We start from the raw sequence: 24,723 nt of genomic DNA on the forward strand, positions 1-24,723 counted from the left end.
TCGGAGGGGTAGCGAAGTGGCTAAACGCGGCGGACTGTAAATCCGCTCCCTCAGGGTTCGGCGGTTCGAATCCGTCCCCCTCCACCACTTTATTTGAATATAATGTTTGAAACTTGTTTATTATATGTACAAGGGATGGGCTATGTAACAGTGCCTGTTTTTATTGTGTGGAAATAAATTGGAGTTTCACCAATGGGCTATAGCCAAGCGGTAAGGCAACGGACTTTGACTCCGTCATTCGTTGGTTCGAATCCAGCTAGCCCAGCCATTATGAGCCATTAGCTCAGTCGGTAGAGCATCTGACTTTTAATCAGAGGGTCGAAGGTTCGAGTCCTTCATGGCTCACATGAAAATATGCGGAAGTAGTTCAGTGGTAGAATACAACCTTGCCAAGGTTGGGGTCGCGGGTTCGAATCCCGTCTTCCGCTCCATACGGGGCCTTAGCTCAGCTGGGAGAGCGCCTGCTTTGCACGCAGGAGGTCAGCGGTTCGATCCCGCTAGGCTCCATATTTATAAAGAAAAGCCTTAAATCGGAAAAGATTTAAGGCTTTTTTGCACTGTCAGAAAGTATAAATTTCTAGATAGGAGCCAATTCGACGTAGTCGGAAATTTTAGGAATACAGTATAAGTAGGGCTATGCCTCTGTCTTCGTTCAAGAACAGGACTCGCCAATTGGCGAGTTTTTTATTTTGTAACGGATAAGTATACAAGAAAATGTTGAGTTGAATCATAGAATAATAAACATTTAGAATATTTAGTAAATAGATAAGGGGGATGACATATGGGGAAGGAAATTTCGGTGATTGGAGTTCCTTTAGATCTAGGTCAAACAAGGCGAGGAGTGGATATGGGGCCGAGTGCTATTCGTTATGCGGGTATGATTGAGAGGCTCGAGATGATTGGCTATGATGTAGAGGATTTAGGGGATTTACGTGTGGAGCGTCCGCATCGAAGTGAACTAGATGAGAATCCAAAGCTAAAAAACCTAAAGCAAATTGTGACGGTGTGCACAGAGCTAGCTACAAAAGTGGATAATGTGTTAGAACGCAAGCGTATTCCTGTTGTTCTTGGAGGAGATCATAGCATTGCTATCGGTACATTGGCTGGAGTTACAAAGCATTATAACAATCTGGGAGTTATTTGGTTCGATGCTCATGGGGATTTAAATACAGAAGAAATTACACCCTCCGGTAATATCCATGGTATGCCCTTAGCGGCAAGCTTAGGATATGGTCATGCTGTTCTTACAAATTTATATGGAATCTGTCCAAAAGTAAAAAAGGAGAACATTGTCATTATTGGAGCCCGTGCCCTTGATGATGGAGAGAAAGAGTTTATCCGCAAAGAGGGTATTAAGGTGTTCACTATGCATGAAATCGATCGTTTGGGAATGGCGGCGGTTATGGAGGAGACAATTCGCTATTTATCGCATGCTGATGGTGTTCATTTATCCTTAGATTTAGATGGATTGGATCCACACGATGCGCCTGGAGTAGGGACTCCTGTGATTGGAGGGCTTAGTTACAGAGAGGGGCATCTTGCTATGGAAATGCTTGCCGAGTCAGGACTTATTACATCTGCTGAGTTTGTAGAGGTAAATCCTATCTTAGATGAGAAGAATAAAACAGCTATTACAGCAGTTGCGTTAATGGGCTCATTATTTGGAGAAAAGTTAAAGTGAAAGGGAAAAGCGGTTTTATTTGCTTTTCCCTTTCTTTGTAAGCATGCTGTTGTTATGGTATAATTACTTGGTTATTGTAAATATGTGTTCATGGAGGAAGGGTAAGAATATGTCTTTAGGAGATATAAGTGAATTCAAAACTTATCTCATTAATATTGTAGATATATCCCTCGTGTGGTTTGTTATATATAAGTTAATCCTTGTAATCCGCGGCACAAAGGCAGTGCAGCTTTTAAAGGGGATTACAGTCATTATTTTAGTGAGCATTCTCAGCTATTATTTAGAGTTAAATACACTCTATTGGATGATGAAGCAAACATTGCCTTGGGGCTTTCTTGCGGTCATTATCATTTTTCAGCCTGAACTGCGACGAGCGCTGGAACAGCTAGGACGAGGAAGTCTATTTTCACGCAGCAGTCATCAAGTGGAAACGGAGCAGGAGGTCTTCTTGGAGGCAGTAGTAAAGGCGACTGAGTATATGGCAAAACGTCGCATAGGTGCTCTTATCTCAATTGAGCGGGAAACGGGTATGAGCGATTACATAGAAACGGGTATTTTAATGGATGCACATGTTTCATCTGAATTGCTTATTAATATTTTTATTCCAAACACCCCGCTCCATGATGGTGCCGTTATCATACACAATGATAAGATAAAAGCGGCAGCCTGCTACTTGCCCCTTTCAGAAAGTCCATTTATTTCAAAGGAGCTTGGTACAAGACATAGGGCAGCTCTTGGAATAAGCGAGGTTACTGACAGTGTGACAGTTGTCGTTTCTGAGGAAACCGGAAATATCTCACTTACCAAAAATGGGGAGCTTCACAGGGATTTGAAGCCGGCACAGCTCCAAGAAATGTTGACAAAGGAATTGACGACAGGAAGTATAAAAACCTCTTCCGCATCTTTATGGAACTGGAGGAGAAAACGAGATGGATAAATTAATGGATAACCATTGGTTTCTTAGGGGTATTGCACTATTGCTTGCTCTTATGTTATATATGGTTGCTAATCTGGATAAACAGCCTCAAGGAACCTCTGCTCTTCCGCTAGGAGATGCTGTTGAAACAATTCAAGACGTAAAGGTGGAGGCATACTATGATCAGGATAAATATGTTGTCACCGGTCTTCCACAAAGTGTCGATATAACTTTGGAGGGATCTAATACGTCTATTCTTCAAACAAAGATGAAGGAACAATTTGAGGTTTTCACAAATCTTCATGGCTATGAGCCAGGGACGTATGAGGTTGCTTTGCAATATAACGGTATTCCAGATAGCTTAAAGGTGAAATTACAGCCTGCCAAAGTACGAGTAACGATTGAACCAAAGAAAACAAAGGCTTTCCCCGTAGAAGTTGGATATTTAAATAAAAATCAGATGAAGTCAGGATATGTAGCAGAAAAGGCTACTGTGAAGCCGAGCTTTATTGAAATTGCCGGAACTGAAGCGCAGCTAGAACAAGTAGGGGCTGTTAGGGCTTATATAGATTTAAAAGGTGTAAACGAAACCTTTACAAAGGAAGCAAAGATAGTCATATATGATAAGTCTGGAAATACTTTGAATTTACAAGCAAATCCTTCTGTTGTAAATGTTACAGTGCCTGTTGTAACCCCAGAAAAAACACTTCCAATCAAGATAACGCAGAAGGGCGAACTGCAAAAAGGGCTAACACTCAAGAACATTACAATGGATCCGACTGAAATCAAGGTATATGGTCCAAAGGAAGTACTAGATAGTCTAGAAGCTTTAGAGGATGTTGTTGTGGATTTAAGTCAGATAACAGACACTGTTACATTCGATGCAGCTGTTGCTGTGCCAAAGGGAGCTATTAGCATTGCTCCAGCTAAAGTAAAAGTAACTGTAAACGTACAGGCTGATAAGCCAGAGCCAGAACAGCGTACTCTAGATGATATCCCAATTAAAGTAACAGGACTAGACGAAGATGCATATGAATTGAATTTTCTTGACCCAAGCAATGGAAAAGTCAGTGTTGATGCAATTGGAGAATCAGAAAGCATAGAAAAACTAGATCCTTCGGATGTGCAGGTTTCTGTAAATGTAGAAAATCTTGAACCGGGCACACATGATGTGGCTGTTCAAATTAGCGGTCCAGACAATATAACATTCGAACTAAAGCAAAAAAATGCAAAAGTAGAAATTGTGGACAAAAGTTAAGCTGAAAGCATAAAGGAGCGATTGAAAAGATGGGAAAATATTTTGGTACTGACGGTGTACGCGGGGTTGCTAACAGTGAATTAACACCGGAATTAGCTTTTAAAATTGGACGCTTCGGTGGATATGTATTAACAAAAAATACCGAACGTCCTAAAGTGCTAATCGGACGCGACACACGGGTGTCAGGACATATGCTGGAAGGAGCGCTTGTAGCAGGTCTTCTGTCGATTGGGGCAGAGGTTATGCGATTGGGGGTTCTTTCTACGCCAGGTGTAGCCTATCTGACAAAAGCATTGGGTGCACAAGCAGGGGTGATGATTTCCGCCTCCCATAATCCGGTTCAAGATAACGGAATTAAATTTTTTGGTCCGGATGGCTTTAAGCTATCTGATGAACAAGAACTAGAAATAGAAGCTTTGCTTGATAAAGAGATAGATGAACTGCCACGTCCTGTTGGCGGAGAGCTTGGACAGGTGAATGATTATTTTGAAGGTGGACAAAAATACTTGCAATATTTAAAGCAAACGATTGATGAGGATTTCTCTGGTTTGCATGTTGCACTTGATTGCGCACATGGAGCAACCTCCTCTTTAGCGCCGTATTTGTTCGCTGATTTGGAGGCTGATATTTCGACAATCGGGACATCTCCAAATGGCGTGAATATCAATGAAGGTGTTGGTTCTACACATCCTGAGACATTGGCTGCATTCCTGAAAGAAAAGGGCGCACATATTGGTCTCGCATTTGATGGTGATGGAGATCGTCTAATTGCGGTAGATGAAAATGGCCAGATTGTAGATGGCGACCAAATTATGTATATTTGCGCAAAATATATGAACGAAACAGGAAGATTAAAGAAAAACACAATTGTTTCCACTGTTATGAGTAATCTTGGCTTTTACAAGGCGTTAGAAGCAAACGGGATTCAGAGTGTTCAAGCCGGGGTAGGCGATCGTTATGTTATGGAAGAAATGCGTAAGGGCGGCTATAATCTCGGCGGGGAGCAATCTGGGCACATCATCTTCCTGGATTACATTACAACAGGAGACGGTATGTTAAGTGCCATTCAGCTTGTGAATATTATGAAAGCAACAGGGAAGCCTTTATCACAGCTTGCAAGCGAAATGACAAAATTTCCGCAGTTATTAGTCAATGTCCGTGTGAGAGATAAGCAACAAGCATTAGAAAACACTCGTATACAAGAAGTGATTCGCTCTGTGGAGGATGAAATGCAAGGGAATGGACGCATCCTTGTGAGACCATCTGGTACAGAGCCGTTAATTCGTGTTATGGCTGAAGCACCAACACAAGAAATGTGCGAAGAATATGTGAATTGTATCGTAGAGGTTGTAAAGCAAGAGGTGGGTGTTGAATAATCATTTCTTTTGACAGATGCTATGCCAAGAGGAACTATTTTGGTCCTTTTTGCATAGTATTTGTTATATTCATTCAAATTTTCATTGACGCTACTCACTATTTTACAGTACGATTATCTTGTTCTTTTTTCTGGGTTTATAAAATTTTCCAAAGCGCCAGAACTACAAGCTGTGTAGTTGACGAGGAGGAGTTTTATCGAGATTTCGGCGGATGACTCCCGGTTGCTCATCACAACCGAAAATTCTTATTTAAAGCAGGAGGGTGACTTCTTGGACAAAGGTGAGAATATGATGCAGAAGAAGGACGGGGGAATATCATTTAAATTAAAGAGAGGCAGGTGAAGCCGTTACCGGCTTACCGGCTCTAGCAAAGTGTGTGTATCAACGGAGGATACACGCGACCCTGTTGTTTTATGTTTATTTGTGTCGGATTATTTGTTTTGGGGAGAATGTTTTGTTAGAGAGTAAGTCGATGTGACGGCGACTCGAACATGTGTGGAATTGTAGGCTTTATTGGTGGGCAGGATGCAAAGGAAATCCTATTAAAAGGGTTAGAGAAATTAGAATATCGCGGTTATGATTCAGCTGGTATCGCAGTTCAATCAAATAGCGGTGTTGTTGTGTCTAAGGAAAAGGGACGTATTGCACAGCTTCGCGAAATTGTGGATACGTCGATTGAGGCGAGCATCGGAATCGGTCATACACGTTGGGCGACGCATGGTGTGCCCAGCAAGGTAAATGCGCATCCTCATCAAAGCACATCACAGCGTTTTACGCTTGTTCACAACGGTGTTATTGAAAACTATGAGCTGTTAAAGAGAGAATACCTTCAAGATGTGACTTTTGTAAGTGAAACAGATACAGAGGTCATCGTTCAGCTTCTTGAGAAGCATGTACAGGAAGGAGCTCGTGTAGAAGAAGCTTTCCGTCAAACATTAAAGCTGCTTCACGGCTCCTATGCATTGGCAATGCTTGATAATGAAAATCCTGGTGTCATTTACGTTGCTAAAAATAAAAGCCCTCTTCTAGTCGGAGTTGGTGACAATTTCAATGTAGTAGCTAGTGATGCAATGGCTATGCTGCAGGTGACAAACCAATTTATTGAGCTTATGGATAAGGAAATGGTTCTTGTTACAGAAAACAGCATTACGATTAAAAACTTAGCTGGCAACATTGTTGAACGCGCTCCTTTTACGGCAGAGCTTGATGCAAGTGATATTGAAAAGGGAACATATGCGCACTTTATGTTAAAAGAAATTGACGAACAGCCGCTCGTTGTTCGCAATATCATCAGCAAATACCGTAATGAAGCCGGAGAAGTTGAGTTAAGCGAGGATATCCGCCATGCAATTTTAGAAAGTGATCGAATTTACATCATTGCAGCGGGAACAAGTTATCACGCAGGTCTTGTAGGTAAACAACTCATTGAGAATTTTGCTAAGATTCCAGTAGAAGTGCATGTAGCGAGTGAGTTTTCCTACAATATGCCATTGTTAACAGAAAAACCGTTCTTTATTTACATTTCACAAAGCGGTGAAACTGCAGATAGCCGTGCGGTTCTTGTACAAACAAATGAAATGGGCTATAAGTCACTTACAGTTACAAACGTACCGGGATCTACATTATCCCGTGAAGCTGACTATACATTATTGCTGCATGCAGGTCCTGAAATTGCAGTAGCTTCAACAAAAGCATATACAGCGCAGCTTGCCGTACTAGCTATTTTGGCAGCAGATATCGCAAAAGCAAAGGGCCATTCTGTAGGCTTAGACTTAACAAAAGAACTAGGAATTATCGCAAATGCTATGGAAGTACTTTGTGGTCAAAAAGAAGAAATGGAGAAAATTGCACAGGAGTACCTTGCAACAACGCGCAACTGCTTCTTCATTGGCCGCGGTGTGGATTTCTATGTGGGGCTAGAAGGCGCATTGAAATTGAAAGAAATTTCTTACATTCAAGCTGAGGGCTTTGCAGGTGGCGAGTTAAAGCATGGCACGATTGCACTCATTGAGAATGGAACACCAGTCATTGCGCTTGCAACACAAGCGCACGTAAACCTTGGTATTCGCGGAAACATGAAAGAGGTTGTAGCACGCGGTGCGAACCCATGCACGATTTCTATGAAGGGCTTGGAAATGGAAGGCGACCGTTTCGTCATTCCAGCTGTTCATGAAATGTTGAGCCCGCTTGCATCTGTAATTCCATTGCAGCTGATTTCGTATTATGCGGCTTTACATCGTGAGTGTGATGTAGATAAGCCACGTAACTTGGCGAAGTCTGTTACGGTTGAGTAATAGTTATTAAGCTGTAACAAAATTTGTTGAAAGACAAAAAAGTTGGGTACTGTTTTATGATAAGAAAAGTGTCGGTGAATACTGACACTTTTTCTTTTGCTCTCAATTCTAATTCTAATTATTTTTATCTACTATCTAATAATTTGAAATCAATGGAATTTTAAAATAAGGTTTGTTTAAAAAATCTTGCCCGAAATATGTTAATAAATTTGAATGGGACAAATATATTGTACTATTGACACACGAGTTCGATAATTATATAATAAATCTCGAATTCGAGATAATTTACGAAAGCTGCTAAGTATAATTCGATCAATGAGGCAGGATACTTGAATAAGATTAAAATTACCTTATTGACATACGAATTTAGTAATTATATAATAAATCTCGAATTCGAGATAATTTACGAAAGCTGCTAAGTATAATTCAATCAATGAGGTAGAATACTTTAATAAGATTAAAATGCCTTATTGACATACGAATTTAGTAATTATATAATAAATCTCGAATTCGAGATAATTTGCAAAGGGATTGATAATTTTGAGTTCAATTAATAATGAGGATTTATCTTTAAAGTTATTTGTTGTACTATCACGAGCAGTGCAGTCAGTAACAAAACGTGTCGAAGAAGACATAAAAAGATACGGACTTAACCCAACTGAATTTGCAGTTCTGGAGTTACTATTTAATAAAGGTGATCAACCTATACAAAAGATTGGTGAAAAAATATTGCTGGCAAGCAGTAGTATTACGTATGTGGTTGATAAGTTAGAAAAAAAACAGCTCTTAGTACGAAAACCATGTCCTAAAGATCGCCGTGTTACGTTTGCATCAATTACTTCAGAAGGTGCTGAGCTATTAAGTAACATTTTTCCTCAGCATAAAGAGGCAATTCAACAAATATTTGGCGGTTTGGATCCTAATGAGAAAGAGAAAATGATTGAACAGCTAAAAAAATTAGGATATCACGCTCAAGGATTATAAAAATTTTTAACAAATATCTCTAATTAGTAATATCTTATTTAGTGATAAGTGAAGAGAAGGTGATAAAAGAAATAAATATTAGCTTACTATACGTTTTAACAGTATCCAAAATGAATAAAAGCATGAGTCTGAATTTTTCAGGTATAAAGTCTCGAATTCGAGATATAGCAAATTTTAAGGGGGATATAAAAATGATGGATGTTGGTTTATTAATAATTCGATTGGTAATTGGCGTATTATTTATTGGTCATGGAGCGCAAAAGCTGTTTGGTTGGTTTGGTGGTTATGGATTAAAGGGTACAGGAGGATGGATGGAATCAATTGGTATTAAACCAGGTGTGACCATGGCTCTTTTCGCAGGTTTAGCCGAACTTATAGGAGGGATTTTATTTGCAGCAGGACTCCTTACACCTCTCGCTGGTATTATGATTGCTGCAACAATGATAATGGCAATTGTTAAGGTCCACGGTCCAAATGGATTATGGGCAACACAAAATGGGTATGAATATAATCTAACGTTGCTGGTAGTAGCGATTGGCGTAGCTTTAACGGGTCCTGGTCAATATGCTTTAGATGCCTTTTTATTCTAAAATGTCTCGAATTAGTGATTCTTTAATTAGAAATTGTTATAGTTGATATAAGTTTAACTGTATCAAAGGGATAAGATAAGTTATTAAAATTTTTGATAAAAAAAGGAGTGTACAAAATGAGTAAAAAAACGATGGGTATTCACCATATCACAGCGATTGTAGGTCACCCACAGGAGAATGTAGATTTCTATGCTGGAGTTTTAGGCTTGCGCTTAGTCAAACAAACTGTAAATTTTGACGATCCAGGTACGTATCATCTTTATTTCGGTAATGAAGGTGGAAAACCAGGAACAATTATTACATTTTTTCCATGGGCAGGAGCTCATCAAGGAGTCATTGGTGACGGTCAGGTTGGTGTCACTTCTTACGTTGTTCCAAAGGGTGCCATGGAATTCTGGGAAAGTAGACTAGAAAAATTTAATATTTCTTACACAAAAATGGAACGTTTTGGAGAACAGTATTTGGAATTTGATGATCCGCATGGACTTCACTTGGAAATTGTGGAGAGAGAAGAAGGAGAAGTCAATACATGGACTTTCGGGGATGTAACACCGGATGTTGCTATAAAAGGCTTTGGGGGAGCTACATTATTATCAGCACAGCCGAACGAAACCGCTGAATTGTTGGAAAAAGTAATGGGGCTTGAATTAGTCGGTAAAGAAGGAGATTTCGCTCGTTATCGTGCTACTGCTGATATCGGAAATATTATTGACCTTAAATTAACTTCTATTGGACGTGGACAAATGGGCGTTGGGACAGTGCACCACATTGCCTGGCGGGCTATTGATGACCAAGATCAATTAGACTGGCAAAAGTATGTTGCAGCGAATGGATATGGTGTCACTTCTGTTCGAGATAGAAACTACTTTAATGCGATTTACTTTAGAGAGCATGGCGAAATACTTTTTGAAATTGCAACTGATCCTCCAGGATTTGCTCATGACGAATCACAAGCGACTATGGGAGAAAAGTTGATGTTGCCTGAACAATATGAAACGCATAGAGAGCAAATTAAACGAGTGTTGTTACCATTTGAAGTAAGAGAATTAGACTAATTTTATGAAAGGATTGATTTCCTTGCTTTCGATAGATCCATCCCAAAATACGGAAAGAGAAAATTATAAATTGCTAATAGGCAGTATTGTTCCGAGACCAATTGCTTTCGTGACAACAATTTCAAAAGACGGTATTTTGAACGGTGCACCATTCAGTTATTTCAATATCGTGTCATCCAATCCTCCTATGATTTCATTGTCTATCCAACGTTCATCGGGGATACAAAAGGATACAGCGAGAAATATCATCGAATCGAAAGAATTTGTTGTCCATATCGTCGACGAACAAAATGTTGAAAAAGTAAATAAAACTGCTGCAAGCCTTCCGGCGAATCAAAGTGAAATAGAGTTAGCTAACTTAACTCCCGTAGAAAGTGTAAAGATTTCTGTACCAGGTGTAAAGGAAGCGAAAATTCGAATGGAGTGTTCATTGGAGCATTCCTTGGAATTGGGAGGAACAGAGACACCAGGGTGTGACTTTATTATAGGAAAGGTTGTTCAATTTCATATTGAAGATGACATTTATGAAAATGGAAGAATTGATCCAAGCGGCTTAGCTGCCATAAGCCGCTTGGCTGGAAATCATTACGCTAAGATTGGTGAGATTTTTGAAATCGAAAGACCTAAATAGCTCCTTATAAAATCCCATTGATAAATGGAGAGGATAAACATGCAAAAAACAGCAGGTATCCACCATATTACAGCGATGGTGAACGATGCTCAACGAAATATGGACTTTTATGCAGGTGTACTTGGGTTGCGACTTATTAAAAAAACCATTAATTTTGATCGTCCAGAAGTATACCATCTTTATTTTGGAAATGAAACTGGTCAACCAGGAACTGTTATCACTTTTTTTCCATGGGCTAAACAATTAAAAGGCCGAATTGGAACTGGTCAGGTAGGAGTCACTAGTTACATTGTTCCAACAGACTCAATTCAATTTTGGGAGAAACGCTTGCAAAAATTCGGGATTGAATTTAGTTCTTCCGTTCGCTTTGGTGAAAAATATTTGAAATTTAATGATCCCGATGGACTCGAACTAGAACTGGTAGAAAGAAATGAAGGACCAATAAATAATTGGAACTTTGGAGGAGTTCAAGCAGAACATGCCATTAAAGGGTTTGGTGGGGCCACTTTACTTTCAGCCCAGCCTAATAAAACTGCCGATTTACTTGAAACCATAATGGGTCTTGAATGTATTGGAGATGAATCAGGCTTTCTTAGATTTAGGGCAGATGCGAATCTTGGAAATACCATTGATATTAAGTTGACTCCTTCCGTTCGTGGTTTAATGGGGGCTGGAACGGTTCACCATATTGCATGGAGAGCAAGGGATGAAGAAGACCTTGTAAGATGGAGATCGCTTCTCCAAGACAAAGAATATTATCCAACAGAAGTTCGTGATCGAAACTACTTTCAAGCAGTGTATTTTCATGAAGAAGGAGGCATCCTTTTCGAAATAGCAACCGACCCGCCAGGCTTTGCAGTGGATGAACCAGTAAATGCACTTGGAAAAAAACTCATGCTGCCATCATGGTTAGAATCAAAAAGAGAAGAATTAGAAGAAACCTTACCTCTTGTGGAGGTTCGCGTTCTGGAGGGGGATAAATAATGAAACATCTATTTCATCAGGGAACTGATCCAACAAAACCAACGCTATTATTGCTTCACGGTACTGGTGGCAACGAATTAGACCTGTTGCCTCTTGCAGGAAGAATTGATGATGAGGCTTCCGTATTAAGCATCCGTGGGAATATATTAGAAAATGGAATGCCTCGATTCTTTAGAAGATTGGCTGAAGGAGTTTTTGATGAAGAAGATCTTGTCTTTCGTACAAAAGAATTAAACGAGTTTCTTGATGAAGCAGCAAAAACATATGGTTTTGACCGGGAAAATGTAGTAGCTATTGGCTATTCAAATGGAGCAAATATAGCAGCAAGTCTATTATTTCATTATGGGAATGCATTGAAGGGTGCCATTCTTCATCATCCTATGGTACCAAGAAGAGGAATTGATCTTCCGGATTTATCAGGTAAGGCTGTATTTATTGCAGCTGGGACAAATGATCCAATCTGCTCTCCGATGGAATCTGGGGAACTACAATCGTTATTAGAAAAGGCTCATGCCAATGTAGAGATACATTGGGAGGATCGAGGGCATCAATTAACGCCTCAAGAAGTCGAAGCTGCAGCAATTTGGTATCAAAAATTATTTATTAAATAATACAAGTATTATTCAAGTCCTCTCACTTTATAAAAGGGAGGACTTTTCATATTTTACACAGTAAGAAAGTATGAATTTCCAGCTGTAAACCAATTTGATCACAGTAGCATTGCTGTCTTCATCCAAATGTTTACCAATTGGCAAGTTCTCGTGATTGTACTTTAGGAAGGCACATATCCCCAATTTATAATTAAGGGGAGAGATGATGATGCACTTCGTATTCTAAGACAGATACGAGATGAAAACCGAGCTAAATCGGAATTCAATGCGATTAAGGCTGCTTTAGCTGAGGAATCAAAAATGGATAAAGCTACTTTTAAAGATTTATCAGTACCGTGGATACGTCGCATTGTGTTTATCGGAATTGGAGTTGGTGTTGTATCGCAAGTTACGGGTGTTAACTCGATTATGTATTATGGAACTGAAATTCTTAGAGATGCTGGATTTGAGACATCCGCTGCATTGATTGGAAACATCGCCAATGGTGCAATCTCAGTTTTGGCAACTTTAGTCGGTATTTGGCTCCTTGACAAGGCTGGCCGTCGATCAATGATGCTGACTGGATTGACAGGAACTACACTAGTACTTTTGCTCATTGGAATATTTTCATTCGTACTTAAGGGATCTGCCTCACTTCCGTATATTATGCTTGCTCTAACAGTCACATTTCTAGCTTTCATGCAGGGAGCTATTGGGCCAGTATTATGGGTTACACTTTCGGAGATATTCCCTTTGCGGTTGCGCGGATTAGGTATGGGTATTAGCGTGTTTTTCCTCTGGATAACGAATTTCTGTATTGGTCTGTTATTCCCGATATTGCTCGATAAGATTGGCTTGTCCGCAACATTCTTCTCCTTTGCGCTTATTGGATTTGTAGCTATCGCTTTTGTGAAGAAATACTTGCCGGAAACTAAGGGACGCACACTTGAGGAGCTAGAACATTACTTCCGTACCTATGGTAATCGAGATAACCAGAACGATTTAAATACGGTTGGGGCTTCAGCAAAGTAAATTGATAATTTAGAACTATTGATTAAGATAAAGACTCTATACTAGAGTGCCATATACTTAGAAGTGTAATCGATTAATTTTGGTTTTTTGCATAAATCAATAAATTAAAGCGATTACACTTTTTTGCTTTTAACAAATAAGGATGTAGCCAAACAGAAAGAACTTTAGGAATGATCTTAAGACTTTGCCTTTAAATAAACAGCAAGAAATAGGTGAGGAAAGGGATGGGGATTAGAATTTGGTTCCTTCTATTATATAGTTTTATTTCAGTACGCGACCTTTATTTTTGGAGGCTGCAAATTTGAACGTAAGAATGTGGGTTATTATAAATAAAGAATACTTCATTGCCAATCTTCATTTCTTTTGCTAATCAAGTCGTCCAGGGTGGATTTTCCTTTCTTACTTTTCATATAATAGTTTGCACGGAACAGTTGGGGTTATGAGGAAATGTATGAAAGAAAAAAGTATGTAAGGCACTAGTGATGCGGGACTTTAGGCACAAGAAAACGGAGTCTACGCCTTCATGCGTTCAACTCCGTTTTCTTCATCCGTTTCGGGGGTGAGGGTTACGATAATGGCAGTGGTAAGCATGCAGGCAATTACGAAGCATAATGCCAGCATGGGGAAAAAGGGAAATAGCAGTAGCGTTACCAATACAATAAAAATGATCGCAAATGCACCTGCGACATAGGAAAAGACATTCTCCATCGTTTCCTCCTGCTTTTCTCTTATTTTGTACTATGTTATGCTTGTCCAAGGAGAGATAGAAGTAAAAATTTGTTAGGAAGTGTTTGTGTGATTACATTAAAAACAAAACGAGAAATTGCTCTTATGCATGAGGCCGGGAAGCTGCTGGCTGCTTGTCATCAGCAGCTGGCAAAGCTGATTGAGCCTGGTATTACAACAATGGAGCTTGACCGCATAGCAGAGAAGTTTTTGCTTCAGCATGGAGCCAAGCCGGAGCAAAAGGGATATAAGGGCTACCCGTATGCGACGTGTGCCTCTATTAATGATGAAATTTGTCATGGCTTTCCGCGAAAAACACCTTTGCGAGAAGGAGATATCGTGACAATTGATATGGTTGTAAACCTAGGGGGCGCATTGGCGGATTCAGCTTGGTCATACGGAGTCGGCCGTATCTCCCCAGAGGCAGAGGGATTACTGCAGGTTACAAAGGAAGCCCTATATAAAGGGATTGAACAGGCGGTGGCAGGGAATCGCATTGGGGATATTGGTCATGCGATTCAATCCTATGTGGAACCAAAGGGCTATTCTGTCGTAAGAGATTTTACGGGGCATGGTATTGGTCCAACAATTCATGAAGGGCCCCATATTCCGCATTTTGGTTTACCTGGGAGAGGTGTTCGGTTAAAAGAAGGTATGGTTATTACGATTGAGCCGATGATTAATATTGGTGCATGGCAATCGAAAATGGATGATAATAATTGGACGGCCAGAACAGTAGATGGGTCATTGTCCGCACAATATGAGCATACGATTGCAATAACAGAGGAAGGGCCGCTATTGTTAACAGCTCAAGAGTAAAAGAAAGCCTTCTGTCATGGGGCTGTTGGCAAAAGGGGGAAGTGCAAAGCACTTCCTCCTCTTTATGATGTAAGGATCTTTATCATCTGCTTTAGATTTAGAGCCAACGTCAAAAATTGATACCTCATCTAATTCTTTTGAAATAACTTTCACATATGTTTTGGATAGTTAGGGAACTTTATTTACTGAGAAAGGAGGGAAATCATGAAGAAAAAATTATCTTCGCTTTTGTGTACTTTGGTTTTAACTGTAGTAGTTTTTGGTATACCTGTCCATGCTGAAGATTATAACAATAATACAAATAGGGATTATAACAATAATGGGGTTGTAACTCGGAATGTAACTACAACAACAGACGATATCAATAATGATAACGATTTTGATTGGGAGTGGATCGGTTTATTAGGACTAGCGGGCTTGCTTGGCCTTAGAAGAAGAGAAAGAGAAAGAGAAGCTCGTTAATAGGGAACAACGTCACCAAAGATGTTGTTCTTCTATAGAAAACTTGCCAAAAAGGGAGGGGCGCTTTGCGCTCCCCCTTTTTTTCAACAGCCTTATAAGGAAAGGCCCTTCTTACTTACAACTGTTTTGTTTTTTGTAAGATATAAGTTTCGAGTGCATGTGCTACACCATGCTCTTCATTGGAGAGGGTGACAGCATCACATAAATCCTTTACTTCCTGTTCTGCGTTGCCCATTGCAACAGAAAGGCCAGCTGCCTGCATCATTGGAACATCATTAAAATTATCACCGATTGCAACGGTATGTTCCATCGGGATGCCGAAGTGTTTAGCCATTGCTCGTAAGCCATTCCCTTTATGAGCGTTTTGATTCATTACTTCTAGATTTGTCGGTGCAGAGGCAGTAATGCCAATTTCTTCTACTGTTTGTAGATGCTCTAGAAGCTGTGTTCGTACTTGATCATCCAATGTTAAAATGAAAAACTTTTCTACCTGCAACTCATCGGATGAAAAAAGGGTGGATATGTTGTCAAAAGAACGAATGACATTAGCTTGCAACTGCTGCTCAGTTACTTTCTGTAAATCTTCTATTGTAAAGTTATAAGATTGTGAGCCAGCCGCTTGCCATGTACGCATTACATTTTCGTTCCAATTGGTTGGTACATAAATCCCTTGATTTGTGTACACTTTATATGGAAAACCTTCTGCTTCAAGGTGCAGCGCTGTCTGCAGTGCGATTGCTTTGTTTATATAGGAAGCTTGGAGCAATGTGTCGTTTACATATACAACAGCTCCATTGCTTGTCCCAAGAGGAAGGGATAGGTTATAGTGCTGTAACAGCCCTGAAAGATCATCCTTTGCCCGTCCAGAGCAAATCATTACGATATGCCCCTCCTGCTGAGCTTGTTGAATAGCATTCATGTTGCGTTCCGAAATTTGTAAATCGTGAGATAGCAAGGTGCCATCCATATCAATAGCTATTAGTTTCATAGTAATCCCTCCTTACTTACCTATCATACATGATAGTTTTTGAGATAGTAACTATTCCTTTGTAAATTGTTTCTATTGTATGCGTTATCTTTTGTGAAATGTTTTACTAAGCTTGTGGGAAATTACGGTAAGTTGGAGAAACGCAAGCCAAGTGCATCATCAGGAAGAGGGAACCGATAAGGGCGGATGCTCATATACTGACGTAGGTGGATGACTAGGTCGAAATGTAAAATCAATTGCTCCCTTTGAAACAGTTGCTATCTATTTTCCTAAAAAGTGCTACAATAGAAAGATGAAAAAAATGATTAAGGTGGTTTTTGTATGAAAATCAAGTTAGGTTTGTTATATGGAGGCAAATCTGCAGAGCATCAAGTTTCGCTGCAAACGGCTCTTGCTGTTACGAAAGCGCTGGATACAGAAAAGTTCGAGGTATATCCTATTTATATTACAGAGCAGGGAGCTTGGATCAAGGGCGAGCGTTTACAGGGGGAAGTTGAAGACGTAAATGTTCTCAAAATGGAAGGTACAGGTCAGAAGGTATCTCCATTCTCATTGAGTCGTGAGCTTGCACCGTCTTCTGCGGAAGAAGATACAGTTGATGTTGTGTTTCCGTTGCTTCATGGTCCAAATGGAGAAGATGGTACAGTACAAGGCTTGTTAGAGCTTTTAAATATCCCTTATGTTGGAAATGGTGTATTAGCTTCTGCAGCTGGTATGGATAAGGTTGTGATGAAGAATATTTTTGCGCAGGCAGGTCTTCCGCAAGCGAATTATGTTTCATTCATTCGCAGTGAATGGGAAAAGGAGCGCGATGCCGTTTACATCAAGGTTGAGGAAGCTTTAGGCTATCCATGCTTTGTAAAGCCGGCTAACTTAGGGTCTAGCGTAGGGATTAGCAAGTGTAAAAATCGCGAGGAGCTAGAGGCTGCGTTTGAAGAAGCGTTTCAATTTGACCGGAAGATTATTATTGAAGAAAATATTACAGGCCGCGAAATCGAAATTGGCGTACTTGGTAACGATGACCCACAATGCTCTGTTGTTGGGGAGATTGCACCGAAGAAGGAATTTTACGATTATAAGGCAAAATATATAGATGGCGATACAGCTCTTATGATTCCAGCAGAGGTAACGCAGGAGGAATATGAGACAATCCGAGAATATGCAATTCAAGCTTTTAAGGCACTTGACGGAGCAGGCCTGACGAGAGCAGATTTCTTCTTAACGAAGGAAGGAAACGTGTATATTAATGAAGTAAATACAATGCCAGGCTTTACTCCGTTCAGCATGTTCCCTCTTCTTTGGCAGCAATCCGGCATGTCTTATCCGGAGCTGATTGAAAGGCTTGTACAGCTGGCAATTGAACGGTATGAAGAAAAGCAAAAAATTAAATATACTATTTAAAAACAAGGAAGCCCTGCTCGCAGTGCTTCCTTTCTGTAAGGAGAGTTTTTATGATTGGAAGATCGTTATCTCAGGTTCAGCAAATGGTAAACGGAAATGGTTTAGATGCAAAATGGGAAGATGTACGTATCCAGGGAGTGTCTATTGATTCGCGTAAAATAAGCTGCGGTAATTTATATATCCCCATTCAAGGTGAACGCTTTGATGGGCATGCTTTTGCGCAGTCTGCGTTAGAGAATGGTGCAGCTGCACTTCTTTGGCAGCAGGATGTACAGAACCCCCCTGATAATGTACCGGTTATTTTTGTTGATGATACATTAGCAGCGTTGCAGCAGCTAGCAAGAAGCTATCGGGATCAATTAGATGTCAAAATCATTGGGGTGACAGGAAGCAACGGGAAAACATCGGCAAAGGATATCGTTACGAGTTTATTGAGTACGAAATTTAAGGTGCAAAAAACAGAAGGTAACTTCAATAACCATATCGGTCTCCCTCTTACGATTTTGCGTCTAAAAGAGGACACTGAGATGGCTGTGCTTGAGATGGGCATGTCGGCACGCGGTGAAATTGAATTTCTATCTAAATTAGCTCGTCCGAACGCTGCTATTATTACAAACATTGGAGAATCACACTTAATGGAGTTGGGCTCACGTGCTGGCATTGCGGAGGCAAAGCTAGAAATTGTGCTCGGCTTGCAGGAGGGCGGCTTGCTTGTCTATAACGGTGATGAACCGCTGCTCACATCAAGAGTGAATGAAATGATAGATTTACCGGTAACCAAAGCAGCCTTTGGTAATCAAAAAGTGAATGATTACTATCCAACTTCTATCGCTCTAGATGCAACAGGTACGACGTTTACAATCAATCATGCCCCAGCCCTGTCCTTTTTCTTGCCTGTGCTCGGCAAGCATAATGTATACAATGCACTAGCATGTATGGCAATTGCGGAATTTTTCGGTGTGACATGGAAAGAGATGAAGCAAGGGTTAGCGCAGTTGCAGCTGACGGGCATGCGTATGGAGGTTATCAAGACGGACAATGGCTTGACGGTTATTAATGATGCCTATAATGCAAGCCCGACATCGATGAGAGCAGCGCTGTTGCTGATGGATGAACTGCAAGGCTTTTCTCATAAAATTGCTGTTCTTGGTGATATGCTGGAACTTGGTAATCAAGAGGTGGAGTTTCACTATGAAATTGGCCAAAGCATTAACCCCGCTCGTATTGATTACGTATTTACGTATGGTAATTTAGGGAGGCATATTGCAAAGGGAGCGGCTGAGCACCTTGGTAGTCATCGTGTGAAGGCTTATGATGATAAAGAAGCTTTGGTGAAAGACTTAAAAGAGCTTGTGGGTGCGAAGGATGTTGTGTTAGTGAAGGCATCTCGCGGCATGCGACTTGAAGAAGTGATTGCGGGGCTGCGATAGGGGACAGGAAGCAGCAAGACTCGGCTAGAGTCTTGCTGTTTTTGAGTCCCAGGCATGATATACTTTCTTTCGTAATATACATAAAGAGAGGATATTGTGAGTACGATATAAGCATCTGTGCATATAAAGATGGGCAATCTGTCTAATGAAATGGGCATTTCTCAATAGACCCTATGCTTGTTTTAATTTGTAAAAAGAATGCGGTGGATGGATTATAAATATGAAATGAGACAATACTTAGTAAAGAGGCTACCTGAGATTATTCAGGGACTGAAAAGCAGATTAATATGCCCTTATTCGAAATAATGGAAGAAGGAGTTTGCTTTTTCCAACGGCAAAACTTATAATGGGTAAAGTACATGAGAGTTCGTATTTTCCAATATTTAATTTATAAATGGAGTTTGCCCGTTATCATAAGTGAAAAGTTCGACTTTGGGAAATATCAGCTAAGGGCATTTTCTGCGGCGCGGGGAATGTCTTTTTTTCAGTAGACAGCAATACGAAAGAGAAAAGGAGAAGTAAACATTGACAACATTTAGAGAATTAGGATTAAGTGAACAACTGCTCAAATCCGTAGAAAAAATGGGTTTTGAAGAAGCGACGCCAATTCAGGCAGAAACAATCCCAACAGCGCTTGAAGGATCAGACATTATCGGTCAGGCACAAACAGGAACGGGAAAAACAGCGGCTTTTGGATTGCCGCTCTTAGATAAAATCGATACAAGATCTGATACAATTCAAGGGATTGTTATTGCCCCTACACGTGAACTTGCAATTCAAGTATCTGAAGAGTTATACAAAATCGGCTACCATAAGCGCGTACGCATTTTACCGATTTATGGTGGGCAGGATATTAACCGCCAAATTCGCTCTTTAAAGAAATACCCTCATATTATCGTCGGAACGCCGGGACGTATTTTAGATCATATTAACCGCAAAACACTTCGTTTACAAAATATTGAAACGGTTGTCCTAGATGAAGCGGATGAAATGCTGAACATGGGCTTTATTGAAGATATTGAGTCTATCTTAAGTGATGTTCCAGAAGAGCATCAAACATTATTGTTCTCTGCCACAATGCCAGAGCCAATTCGCCGCATTGCTGAGCGCTTCATGAAAGAGCCTAAAATTATTAAAGTTAAGTCAAAAGAAGTAACAATGCCAAACATTCAGCAGTTCTATCTAGAAGTGCAAGAGAAGAAGAAATTTGATATTTTAACTCGTTTACTGGATATTCAATCTCCAGAATTAGCTATTATTTTTGGCCGCACGAAACGTCGTGTAGATGAATTATCTGAGGCACTAAACCTGCGTGGATATGCTGCTGAAGGAATTCATGGTGACTTGTCTCAAGCTAAGCGCCTTTCTGTCTTGAAGAAGTTTAAGGAAGGTTCCATTGAAGTGCTTGTAGCAACTGATGTAGCTGCTCGCGGCTTAGACATTTCAGGCGTTACACATGTATACAACTTTGATATTCCGCAAGATCCAGAATCATATGTACACCGCATTGGCCGTACAGGACGCGCTGGAAAAACAGGAATTGCGATGCTGTTTGTAACGCCGCGTGAATTCGGACAGCTGAAAAATATCGAACGTACAACAAACCGTAAGATTGACCGTATGACCCCACCGACATTAGACGAAGCGTTAGAAGGACAGCAACGTCTGATTGCCGAGAAGCTGGCGAGCGTGTTAGAAACGGAAAATCTTTCTTACTACAAACGTATGGCTGAAGAGCTGTTAGAAGAAAATGATTCTGTAGCTGTAGTAGCTGCTGCATTAAAGCTTATGACAAAAGAGCCAGATACAACACCAGTTCAATTAACTGATGAGCCACCAGTCATTTCAAAAGATAGAAACCGTGGCAGAGGCGGAGATCGTAACCGAGGCGGTGGAGATCGTAACCGAGGCGGTGGAGATCGCAATAGAGGCGGAGACCGTGGCGGAGATCGTGGAGCAAGAAACCGTAAAGGCGGTCCTCGCAAGGATTTTTCAAGAGACCGTAATGACGGACGTGGCGGAGACGGACGCAGCCGTAAAGCGCCTGTAGCGAAGCAATTGTAAGATAGAATATGTTGAAGGAAGCCCATACGATTCGTGTGGGCTTCTTGCTTTTTCTTACACTGTAAGAAAAGTATAAATTTCTAGCCAGAAGCCAATTCGACGTAGTGAGAAATTTTAGGAATACAGTATAAGTGCAACTACGCCTCTGTCTTCGCCTCTGTCTTCGCCTCTGTCTTCGCCTAACGGCTCGCCAATCAGCGAGTTTTCTTTATATTTTGGGGGAATACTACATACACGCTACTAGGAAAAGAGGAATTGTATGCTCGTACGACTTGGTTATGTAGCTATGAGTGTTCATCTTCAAAATGCCTCACCGTCTCAAACGATGACATTTGCACAATTTCAGCGTTTGAAGGATCGGGATGCAGCGATCCGGAAGCTTGAACGGATTGCAAACTCGAATTTAGAGAATTGTTTACGGCTGTTAAAGCATAATTCTGGTCATGATATCGCGTTTTTTCGCTTTAGCTCGAAGCTTATTCCATTAGCTAATCACAAGGAACTGCCAGGTTGGGATTACATCTTACCGCTAAAGGACAAGTTGCTTGCGCTAGCATCTTATATCAAGGAGCATAATATGCGTGTTGATTTTCATCCAGATCATTTTGTTGTGCTGAATTCTCCTGGTGAAGATATTTTAAAGCAATCCTTAAAGACATTGCGTATGCATTACCGGCTTTTAAGAGGAATGCGTGTTGATCCGAAGCACCGCTGTGTTCTTCATGTAGGCGGCGGCTACTCTGATAAAGAGATGGCGCTAGAGCAATTTATTATGAACTGGGGCGATGTTCCAAGGGGAATACAGGACATGATTATGCTTGAAAATGATGATACAACATTTACTCTTCATGAGACATTGTATCTTGGGGAAAAGCTCGCTGTTCCGGTAGTTTTTGATTATCACCATCACCTTACCAATGATGGTAGCTTGGATTGGCGTGAGGATTGGCCTCGGGTTGTTGAGACATGGAAGCATTCTGCATTGCCAATTAAGATGCATATCTCAAGTCCGCGTGACGAAAGGGATCCGCGTGCTCATGCCGATTATATTGACCCTGCCATGTTTTTAACGTTTTTACGTGAAATAAAGGGAAGTGTTTCGCAGGTCGACTGTATGATTGAAGCAAAGCAAAAGGATGAGGCTTTGTTTCAGCTTATGCAGGATATGCAAAAACAGAATGATATTGAAATAGTAGATGGGGCCAGCTTTTATATCAAATAGAGCTAGCCCCATTCTTTTGTAAAAAACGGCGACAGAATTCCCCCGGAGAGTAGCCCACCTAAATGAGCAGCAATGTTTACCGAATTTTCCAGGAAGGTCATAGAAACTAAGAACAGAAGCAGCAGAATGAATACAGTCAAATGTTGTTTTGTATAACGCCGCTTTTGCAGATAGAAAAGATACAGCTGCATTCCTAGCAAGCCAAAAATGGCGCCGGATGCTCCTACATGTATAAAGGATAGAGGCATGAGAAAATAGGTAGCTATATTACCGCAAATCCCTGTAAAAAGAAACAGGAAACAGAATCGCAATTTGCCAAGCTGAGGCTCAAGATATGCTCCCAGTAGCAATAAACTTAGACAATTGGAAAGCAAATGAGAAAAATCTGTATGAAGGAACACAGGTGTTAGGAATCGCCACCATTCCCCCGCGGCTATACAAGAGTTACAGCCGGTCCCAAGCGGAATTAGCAGACGGGAAAAGCACCAAGTCGTTATCTGTATTGCTAGTATGGTGACAGTGACGGGAGGAAGACGAATCGGCAAATAACGGGACTGTACAATCAAATCAAATTCCAACCTCCTTTTGTACAAAGCTGTTTGTCTCTGCTATTCTACAGTATGAATGGAAAAAGAGAATTAGAAGAAGGAAGGTACAACCATGGTTATCGGAACGGGAATCGATATTATTGAACTGGACCGAATTGCAAAGCTGGTAGAGGCACAGCCAAAGTTTTTGGATCGGATTTTAACGGGACGGGAGCGAGAGAAGGCAGAGCAGTTGCGTGGTCAGAGGAGGACGGAGTTTGTTGCAGGACGGTTTGCTGCTAAGGAGGCGTATGCGAAAGCGGTTGGAACTGGATTTGGCAGGGACCTTAGTTTTTTAGATATTGAAGTTGATAATGATGAGCGAGGAAAACCAGTGTTACATGCTGCTTCTCCCTATACAATTCATGTATCCATTAGTCACAGTAAACAATTTGCTGTGGCGCAGGTGATTATCGAAAGCCCGTCAAGCTAGTCTGCATATTCCCTATTCTTGTCTCATATATTTGAGTAGCGGCAGGGGAGGCATCGCCTTCCAGTTACTTATGAGACAAAGGGGTTGAAGGAATGAGAAAACAGCTGTTACCATTACTGCTTGGACTTTTACTGATTGTTGCTTTGGCTGGCTGTGGACAGAAAACCAAGGAGGATGTTATCTCAGATTTAAAAGCAAAGGTAGAGAATATGAAGAGCTATCGGGCGGAGGCGGAGCTATCAATCAAAACTGGTACAGAGCCGCAGGTATATAGTGTGGAGATTTGGCACAGCAAGCCTTCGTATTATCGCGTGAATCTAAAGAATGCGAAAAAGGATCAAAGCCAAATTATTTTGCGTAACGATGAAGGTGTGTTTGTATTAACGCCTGCTTTAAACAAAAGCTTCCGTTTTCAAAGCGATTGGCCGCAAAATAGCAGTCAGGCTTACTTATTCGAGTCACTTGTTCGAGATGTGTTAAAAGACAAAGATGCAGTATTTAAAAGCACAGATAAAGCCTACGTGTTTGAAACAAAAACAAATTATCAAAATAATAATGTGATTCCAAAGCAAGAGATTACCTTCAGTAAAAAGGATTTAGCACCTGTTTCAGTCAAATTGATGGATCCTGATCAAAATGTACTTGTGCAGGTGGATTTTTCAAATGTAAAGTTTGATGCAAAATTTGATAAGGGTGCATTTGATACGAAACGTAATATGTCTAGTGCACAAATGGAGGTACCAACAACAGCGGAACAGGATAAACCATTCTCTGTCCTATATCCAAGCGATGTACCGCAAGGAATGGAACGTAAAGAAGAAAAAGAACTGCAAACCTCCAGCGGTAAGCGTGTTATTGTCACGTACAATGGCAATAAAAAGTCCTTTACTTTAATTCAGGAAAAAGCACGAGTATCTGCAACTGGCACGGCTATTTCTGTAAGTGGCGAGCCGGTAGATTTAGGCTTTACTGTAGGAGCATTGACGGAGGATTCCGTAACATGGTCGTATAATGGGGTAGATTATATGCTTGCAGCCAAAGGCTTGACGCAGGAAGAGCTCCTTATGGTGGCGCGTTCCGTCTATGAAAAGTCATCGAAATAGAGAAGAAAAAACGCGGCAGGGTAACTTGCCGCGCTTTTTTGAAGGAGTTTATTCTAGACAAGCTATTGGATCCAAGACAAAAAAGGAAACAACCATC

At 40.7% G+C, this 24,723-nt stretch carries 22 protein-coding genes, 5 tRNA genes and 1 pseudogene; 25 read left to right on the forward strand and 3 right to left on the reverse strand.

What is annotated here, in order from left to right:
* The first annotated feature begins 2 nt into the window (after positions 1 to 2).
* The 17 genes and pseudogenes from EP737_RS22870 to EP737_RS22950 form a co-directional block, all read left to right on the forward strand.
* Positions 3 to 87: transfer RNA gene (locus EP737_RS22870), tRNA-Tyr, on the forward strand.
* Between the two features lie 106 nt (positions 88 to 193).
* Positions 194 to 268, forward strand: a tRNA-Gln gene (locus EP737_RS22875).
* A gap of 4 nt (positions 269 to 272) precedes the next feature.
* Positions 273 to 345: transfer RNA gene (locus EP737_RS22880), tRNA-Lys, on the forward strand.
* An 11-nt stretch (positions 346 to 356) separates the two neighbouring features.
* Positions 357 to 431: transfer RNA gene (locus EP737_RS22885), tRNA-Gly, on the forward strand.
* A gap of 3 nt (positions 432 to 434) precedes the next feature.
* Positions 435 to 507, forward strand: a tRNA-Ala gene (locus EP737_RS22890).
* Between the two features lie 274 nt (positions 508 to 781).
* Positions 782 to 1,681, forward strand: a complete 900-nt coding sequence (rocF, locus tag EP737_RS22895; RefSeq protein WP_129731371.1) for an arginase — start codon at positions 782 to 784, stop codon at positions 1,679 to 1,681.
* 109 nt (positions 1,682 to 1,790) lie between these two features.
* Positions 1,791 to 2,618, forward strand: coding sequence for a diadenylate cyclase CdaA (gene cdaA / locus EP737_RS22900; RefSeq protein ID WP_129731373.1), 828 nt, complete (start codon positions 1,791 to 1,793; stop codon positions 2,616 to 2,618).
* Positions 2,611 to 3,855: a CdaR family protein gene (locus EP737_RS22905; protein WP_129731375.1), complete on the forward strand. Its 1,245-nt coding sequence runs from the start codon at positions 2,611 to 2,613 to the stop codon at positions 3,853 to 3,855. Before cdaA ends, EP737_RS22905 begins: the two co-directional genes overlap by 8 nt.
* Before the next feature lie 29 nt (positions 3,856 to 3,884).
* A complete protein-coding gene (glmM, locus tag EP737_RS22910; RefSeq protein WP_129731377.1) occupies positions 3,885 to 5,231 on the forward strand; it encodes a phosphoglucosamine mutase in 1,347 nt (448 codons plus the stop codon).
* Positions 5,232 to 5,722: 491 nt separating this feature from the next.
* Positions 5,723 to 7,525: a glutamine--fructose-6-phosphate transaminase (isomerizing) gene (gene glmS / locus EP737_RS22915; RefSeq protein ID WP_129731379.1), complete on the forward strand. Its 1,803-nt coding sequence runs from the start codon at positions 5,723 to 5,725 to the stop codon at positions 7,523 to 7,525.
* Between the two features lie 540 nt (positions 7,526 to 8,065).
* On the forward strand, positions 8,066 to 8,509 hold the full coding sequence (locus tag EP737_RS22920) for a MarR family winged helix-turn-helix transcriptional regulator (protein WP_129731381.1): 444 nt from the start codon (positions 8,066 to 8,068) through the stop codon (positions 8,507 to 8,509).
* Between the two features lie 191 nt (positions 8,510 to 8,700).
* Complete coding sequence (locus tag EP737_RS22925; protein WP_129731383.1) at positions 8,701 to 9,099, forward strand: DoxX family protein; 399 nt, start codon at positions 8,701 to 8,703, stop codon at positions 9,097 to 9,099.
* Between the two features lie 116 nt (positions 9,100 to 9,215).
* Complete coding sequence (locus tag EP737_RS22930) at positions 9,216 to 10,154, forward strand: ring-cleaving dioxygenase (protein ID WP_129731385.1); 939 nt, start codon at positions 9,216 to 9,218, stop codon at positions 10,152 to 10,154.
* A 22-nt stretch (positions 10,155 to 10,176) separates the two neighbouring features.
* Positions 10,177 to 10,785: a flavin reductase family protein gene (locus EP737_RS22935; protein WP_129731387.1), complete on the forward strand. Its 609-nt coding sequence runs from the start codon at positions 10,177 to 10,179 to the stop codon at positions 10,783 to 10,785.
* A 39-nt stretch (positions 10,786 to 10,824) separates the two neighbouring features.
* Positions 10,825 to 11,769 carry a ring-cleaving dioxygenase gene (locus tag EP737_RS22940; protein WP_129731389.1) on the forward strand — a complete coding sequence of 315 codons (945 nt, stop codon included), beginning with the start codon at positions 10,825 to 10,827 and terminating at the stop codon, positions 11,767 to 11,769.
* Positions 11,769 to 12,380, forward strand: coding sequence for an alpha/beta hydrolase (locus EP737_RS22945; protein ID WP_129731391.1), 612 nt, complete (start codon positions 11,769 to 11,771; stop codon positions 12,378 to 12,380). The genes EP737_RS22940 and EP737_RS22945 overlap by 1 nt, the downstream gene beginning before the upstream one ends.
* A gap of 177 nt (positions 12,381 to 12,557) precedes the next feature.
* Positions 12,558 to 13,391 (forward strand): annotated as a pseudogene (locus EP737_RS22950) (MFS transporter); the annotation flags it as partial.
* A 513-nt stretch (positions 13,392 to 13,904) separates the two neighbouring features.
* Here the strand turns inward: EP737_RS22950 and EP737_RS22955 are convergent.
* The gene (locus EP737_RS22955; RefSeq protein WP_129731395.1) at positions 13,905 to 14,099 is read right to left on the reverse strand and encodes a hypothetical protein; all 195 of its coding nucleotides are present in this window, start codon (positions 14,097 to 14,099) and stop codon (positions 13,905 to 13,907) included.
* An 87-nt stretch (positions 14,100 to 14,186) separates the two neighbouring features.
* On the opposite strand from EP737_RS22955, the gene map reads away from it, so the two are divergent.
* Positions 14,187 to 14,936, forward strand: coding sequence for a type I methionyl aminopeptidase (map, locus tag EP737_RS22960; RefSeq protein WP_129731397.1), 750 nt, complete (start codon positions 14,187 to 14,189; stop codon positions 14,934 to 14,936).
* 204 nt (positions 14,937 to 15,140) lie between these two features.
* Positions 15,141 to 15,398 (forward strand): WGxxGxxG family protein, encoded by a 258-nt coding sequence (locus tag EP737_RS22965; protein ID WP_129731399.1) that lies wholly within the window; start codon positions 15,141 to 15,143, stop codon positions 15,396 to 15,398.
* 115 nt (positions 15,399 to 15,513) lie between these two features.
* Here EP737_RS22965 and EP737_RS22970 read toward each other — a convergent pair whose 3' ends face one another.
* Positions 15,514 to 16,386, reverse strand: coding sequence for a Cof-type HAD-IIB family hydrolase (locus EP737_RS22970; protein ID WP_129731401.1), 873 nt, complete (start codon positions 16,384 to 16,386; stop codon positions 15,514 to 15,516).
* 321 nt (positions 16,387 to 16,707) lie between these two features.
* Between EP737_RS22970 and EP737_RS22975 the strand changes: the two genes are divergently transcribed.
* The 4 genes from EP737_RS22975 (at position 16,708) to uvsE (ending at position 22,503) form a co-directional block, all read left to right on the forward strand.
* Positions 16,708 to 17,787 carry a D-alanine--D-alanine ligase gene (locus EP737_RS22975; RefSeq protein ID WP_129731403.1) on the forward strand — a complete coding sequence of 360 codons (1,080 nt, stop codon included), beginning with the start codon at positions 16,708 to 16,710 and terminating at the stop codon, positions 17,785 to 17,787.
* A gap of 50 nt (positions 17,788 to 17,837) precedes the next feature.
* A complete protein-coding gene (locus EP737_RS22980) occupies positions 17,838 to 19,217 on the forward strand; it encodes a UDP-N-acetylmuramoyl-tripeptide--D-alanyl-D-alanine ligase (protein WP_129731405.1) in 1,380 nt (459 codons plus the stop codon).
* A 525-nt stretch (positions 19,218 to 19,742) separates the two neighbouring features.
* The gene (gene cshA / locus EP737_RS22985; RefSeq protein WP_129731407.1) at positions 19,743 to 21,281 is read left to right on the forward strand and encodes a degradosome RNA helicase CshA; all 1,539 of its coding nucleotides are present in this window, start codon (positions 19,743 to 19,745) and stop codon (positions 21,279 to 21,281) included.
* A gap of 259 nt (positions 21,282 to 21,540) precedes the next feature.
* Positions 21,541 to 22,503 carry a UV DNA damage repair endonuclease UvsE gene (gene uvsE, locus EP737_RS22990; protein ID WP_129731409.1) on the forward strand — a complete coding sequence of 321 codons (963 nt, stop codon included), beginning with the start codon at positions 21,541 to 21,543 and terminating at the stop codon, positions 22,501 to 22,503.
* Positions 22,504 to 22,505: 2 nt separating this feature from the next.
* Here the strand turns inward: uvsE and EP737_RS22995 are convergent, their stop codons facing one another.
* On the reverse strand, positions 22,506 to 23,081 hold the full coding sequence (locus tag EP737_RS22995) for a rhomboid family intramembrane serine protease (protein WP_165350891.1): 576 nt from the start codon (positions 23,079 to 23,081) through the stop codon (positions 22,506 to 22,508).
* An 82-nt stretch (positions 23,082 to 23,163) separates the two neighbouring features.
* On the opposite strand from EP737_RS22995, the gene acpS reads away from it, so the two are divergent.
* The gene (gene acpS / locus EP737_RS23000; RefSeq protein ID WP_129731413.1) at positions 23,164 to 23,523 is read left to right on the forward strand and encodes a holo-ACP synthase; all 360 of its coding nucleotides are present in this window, start codon (positions 23,164 to 23,166) and stop codon (positions 23,521 to 23,523) included.
* A 209-nt stretch (positions 23,524 to 23,732) separates the two neighbouring features.
* Positions 23,733 to 24,626 carry a LolA family protein gene (locus EP737_RS23005; protein WP_410776877.1) on the forward strand — a complete coding sequence of 298 codons (894 nt, stop codon included), beginning with the start codon at positions 23,733 to 23,735 and terminating at the stop codon, positions 24,624 to 24,626.
* Positions 24,627 to 24,723 lie beyond the last annotated feature (97 nt).

The organism is Ectobacillus funiculus, assembly GCF_004138295.1.
Taxonomy (GTDB): Bacteria; Bacillota; Bacilli; order Bacillales; family Bacillaceae_G; genus Ectobacillus; species Ectobacillus funiculus.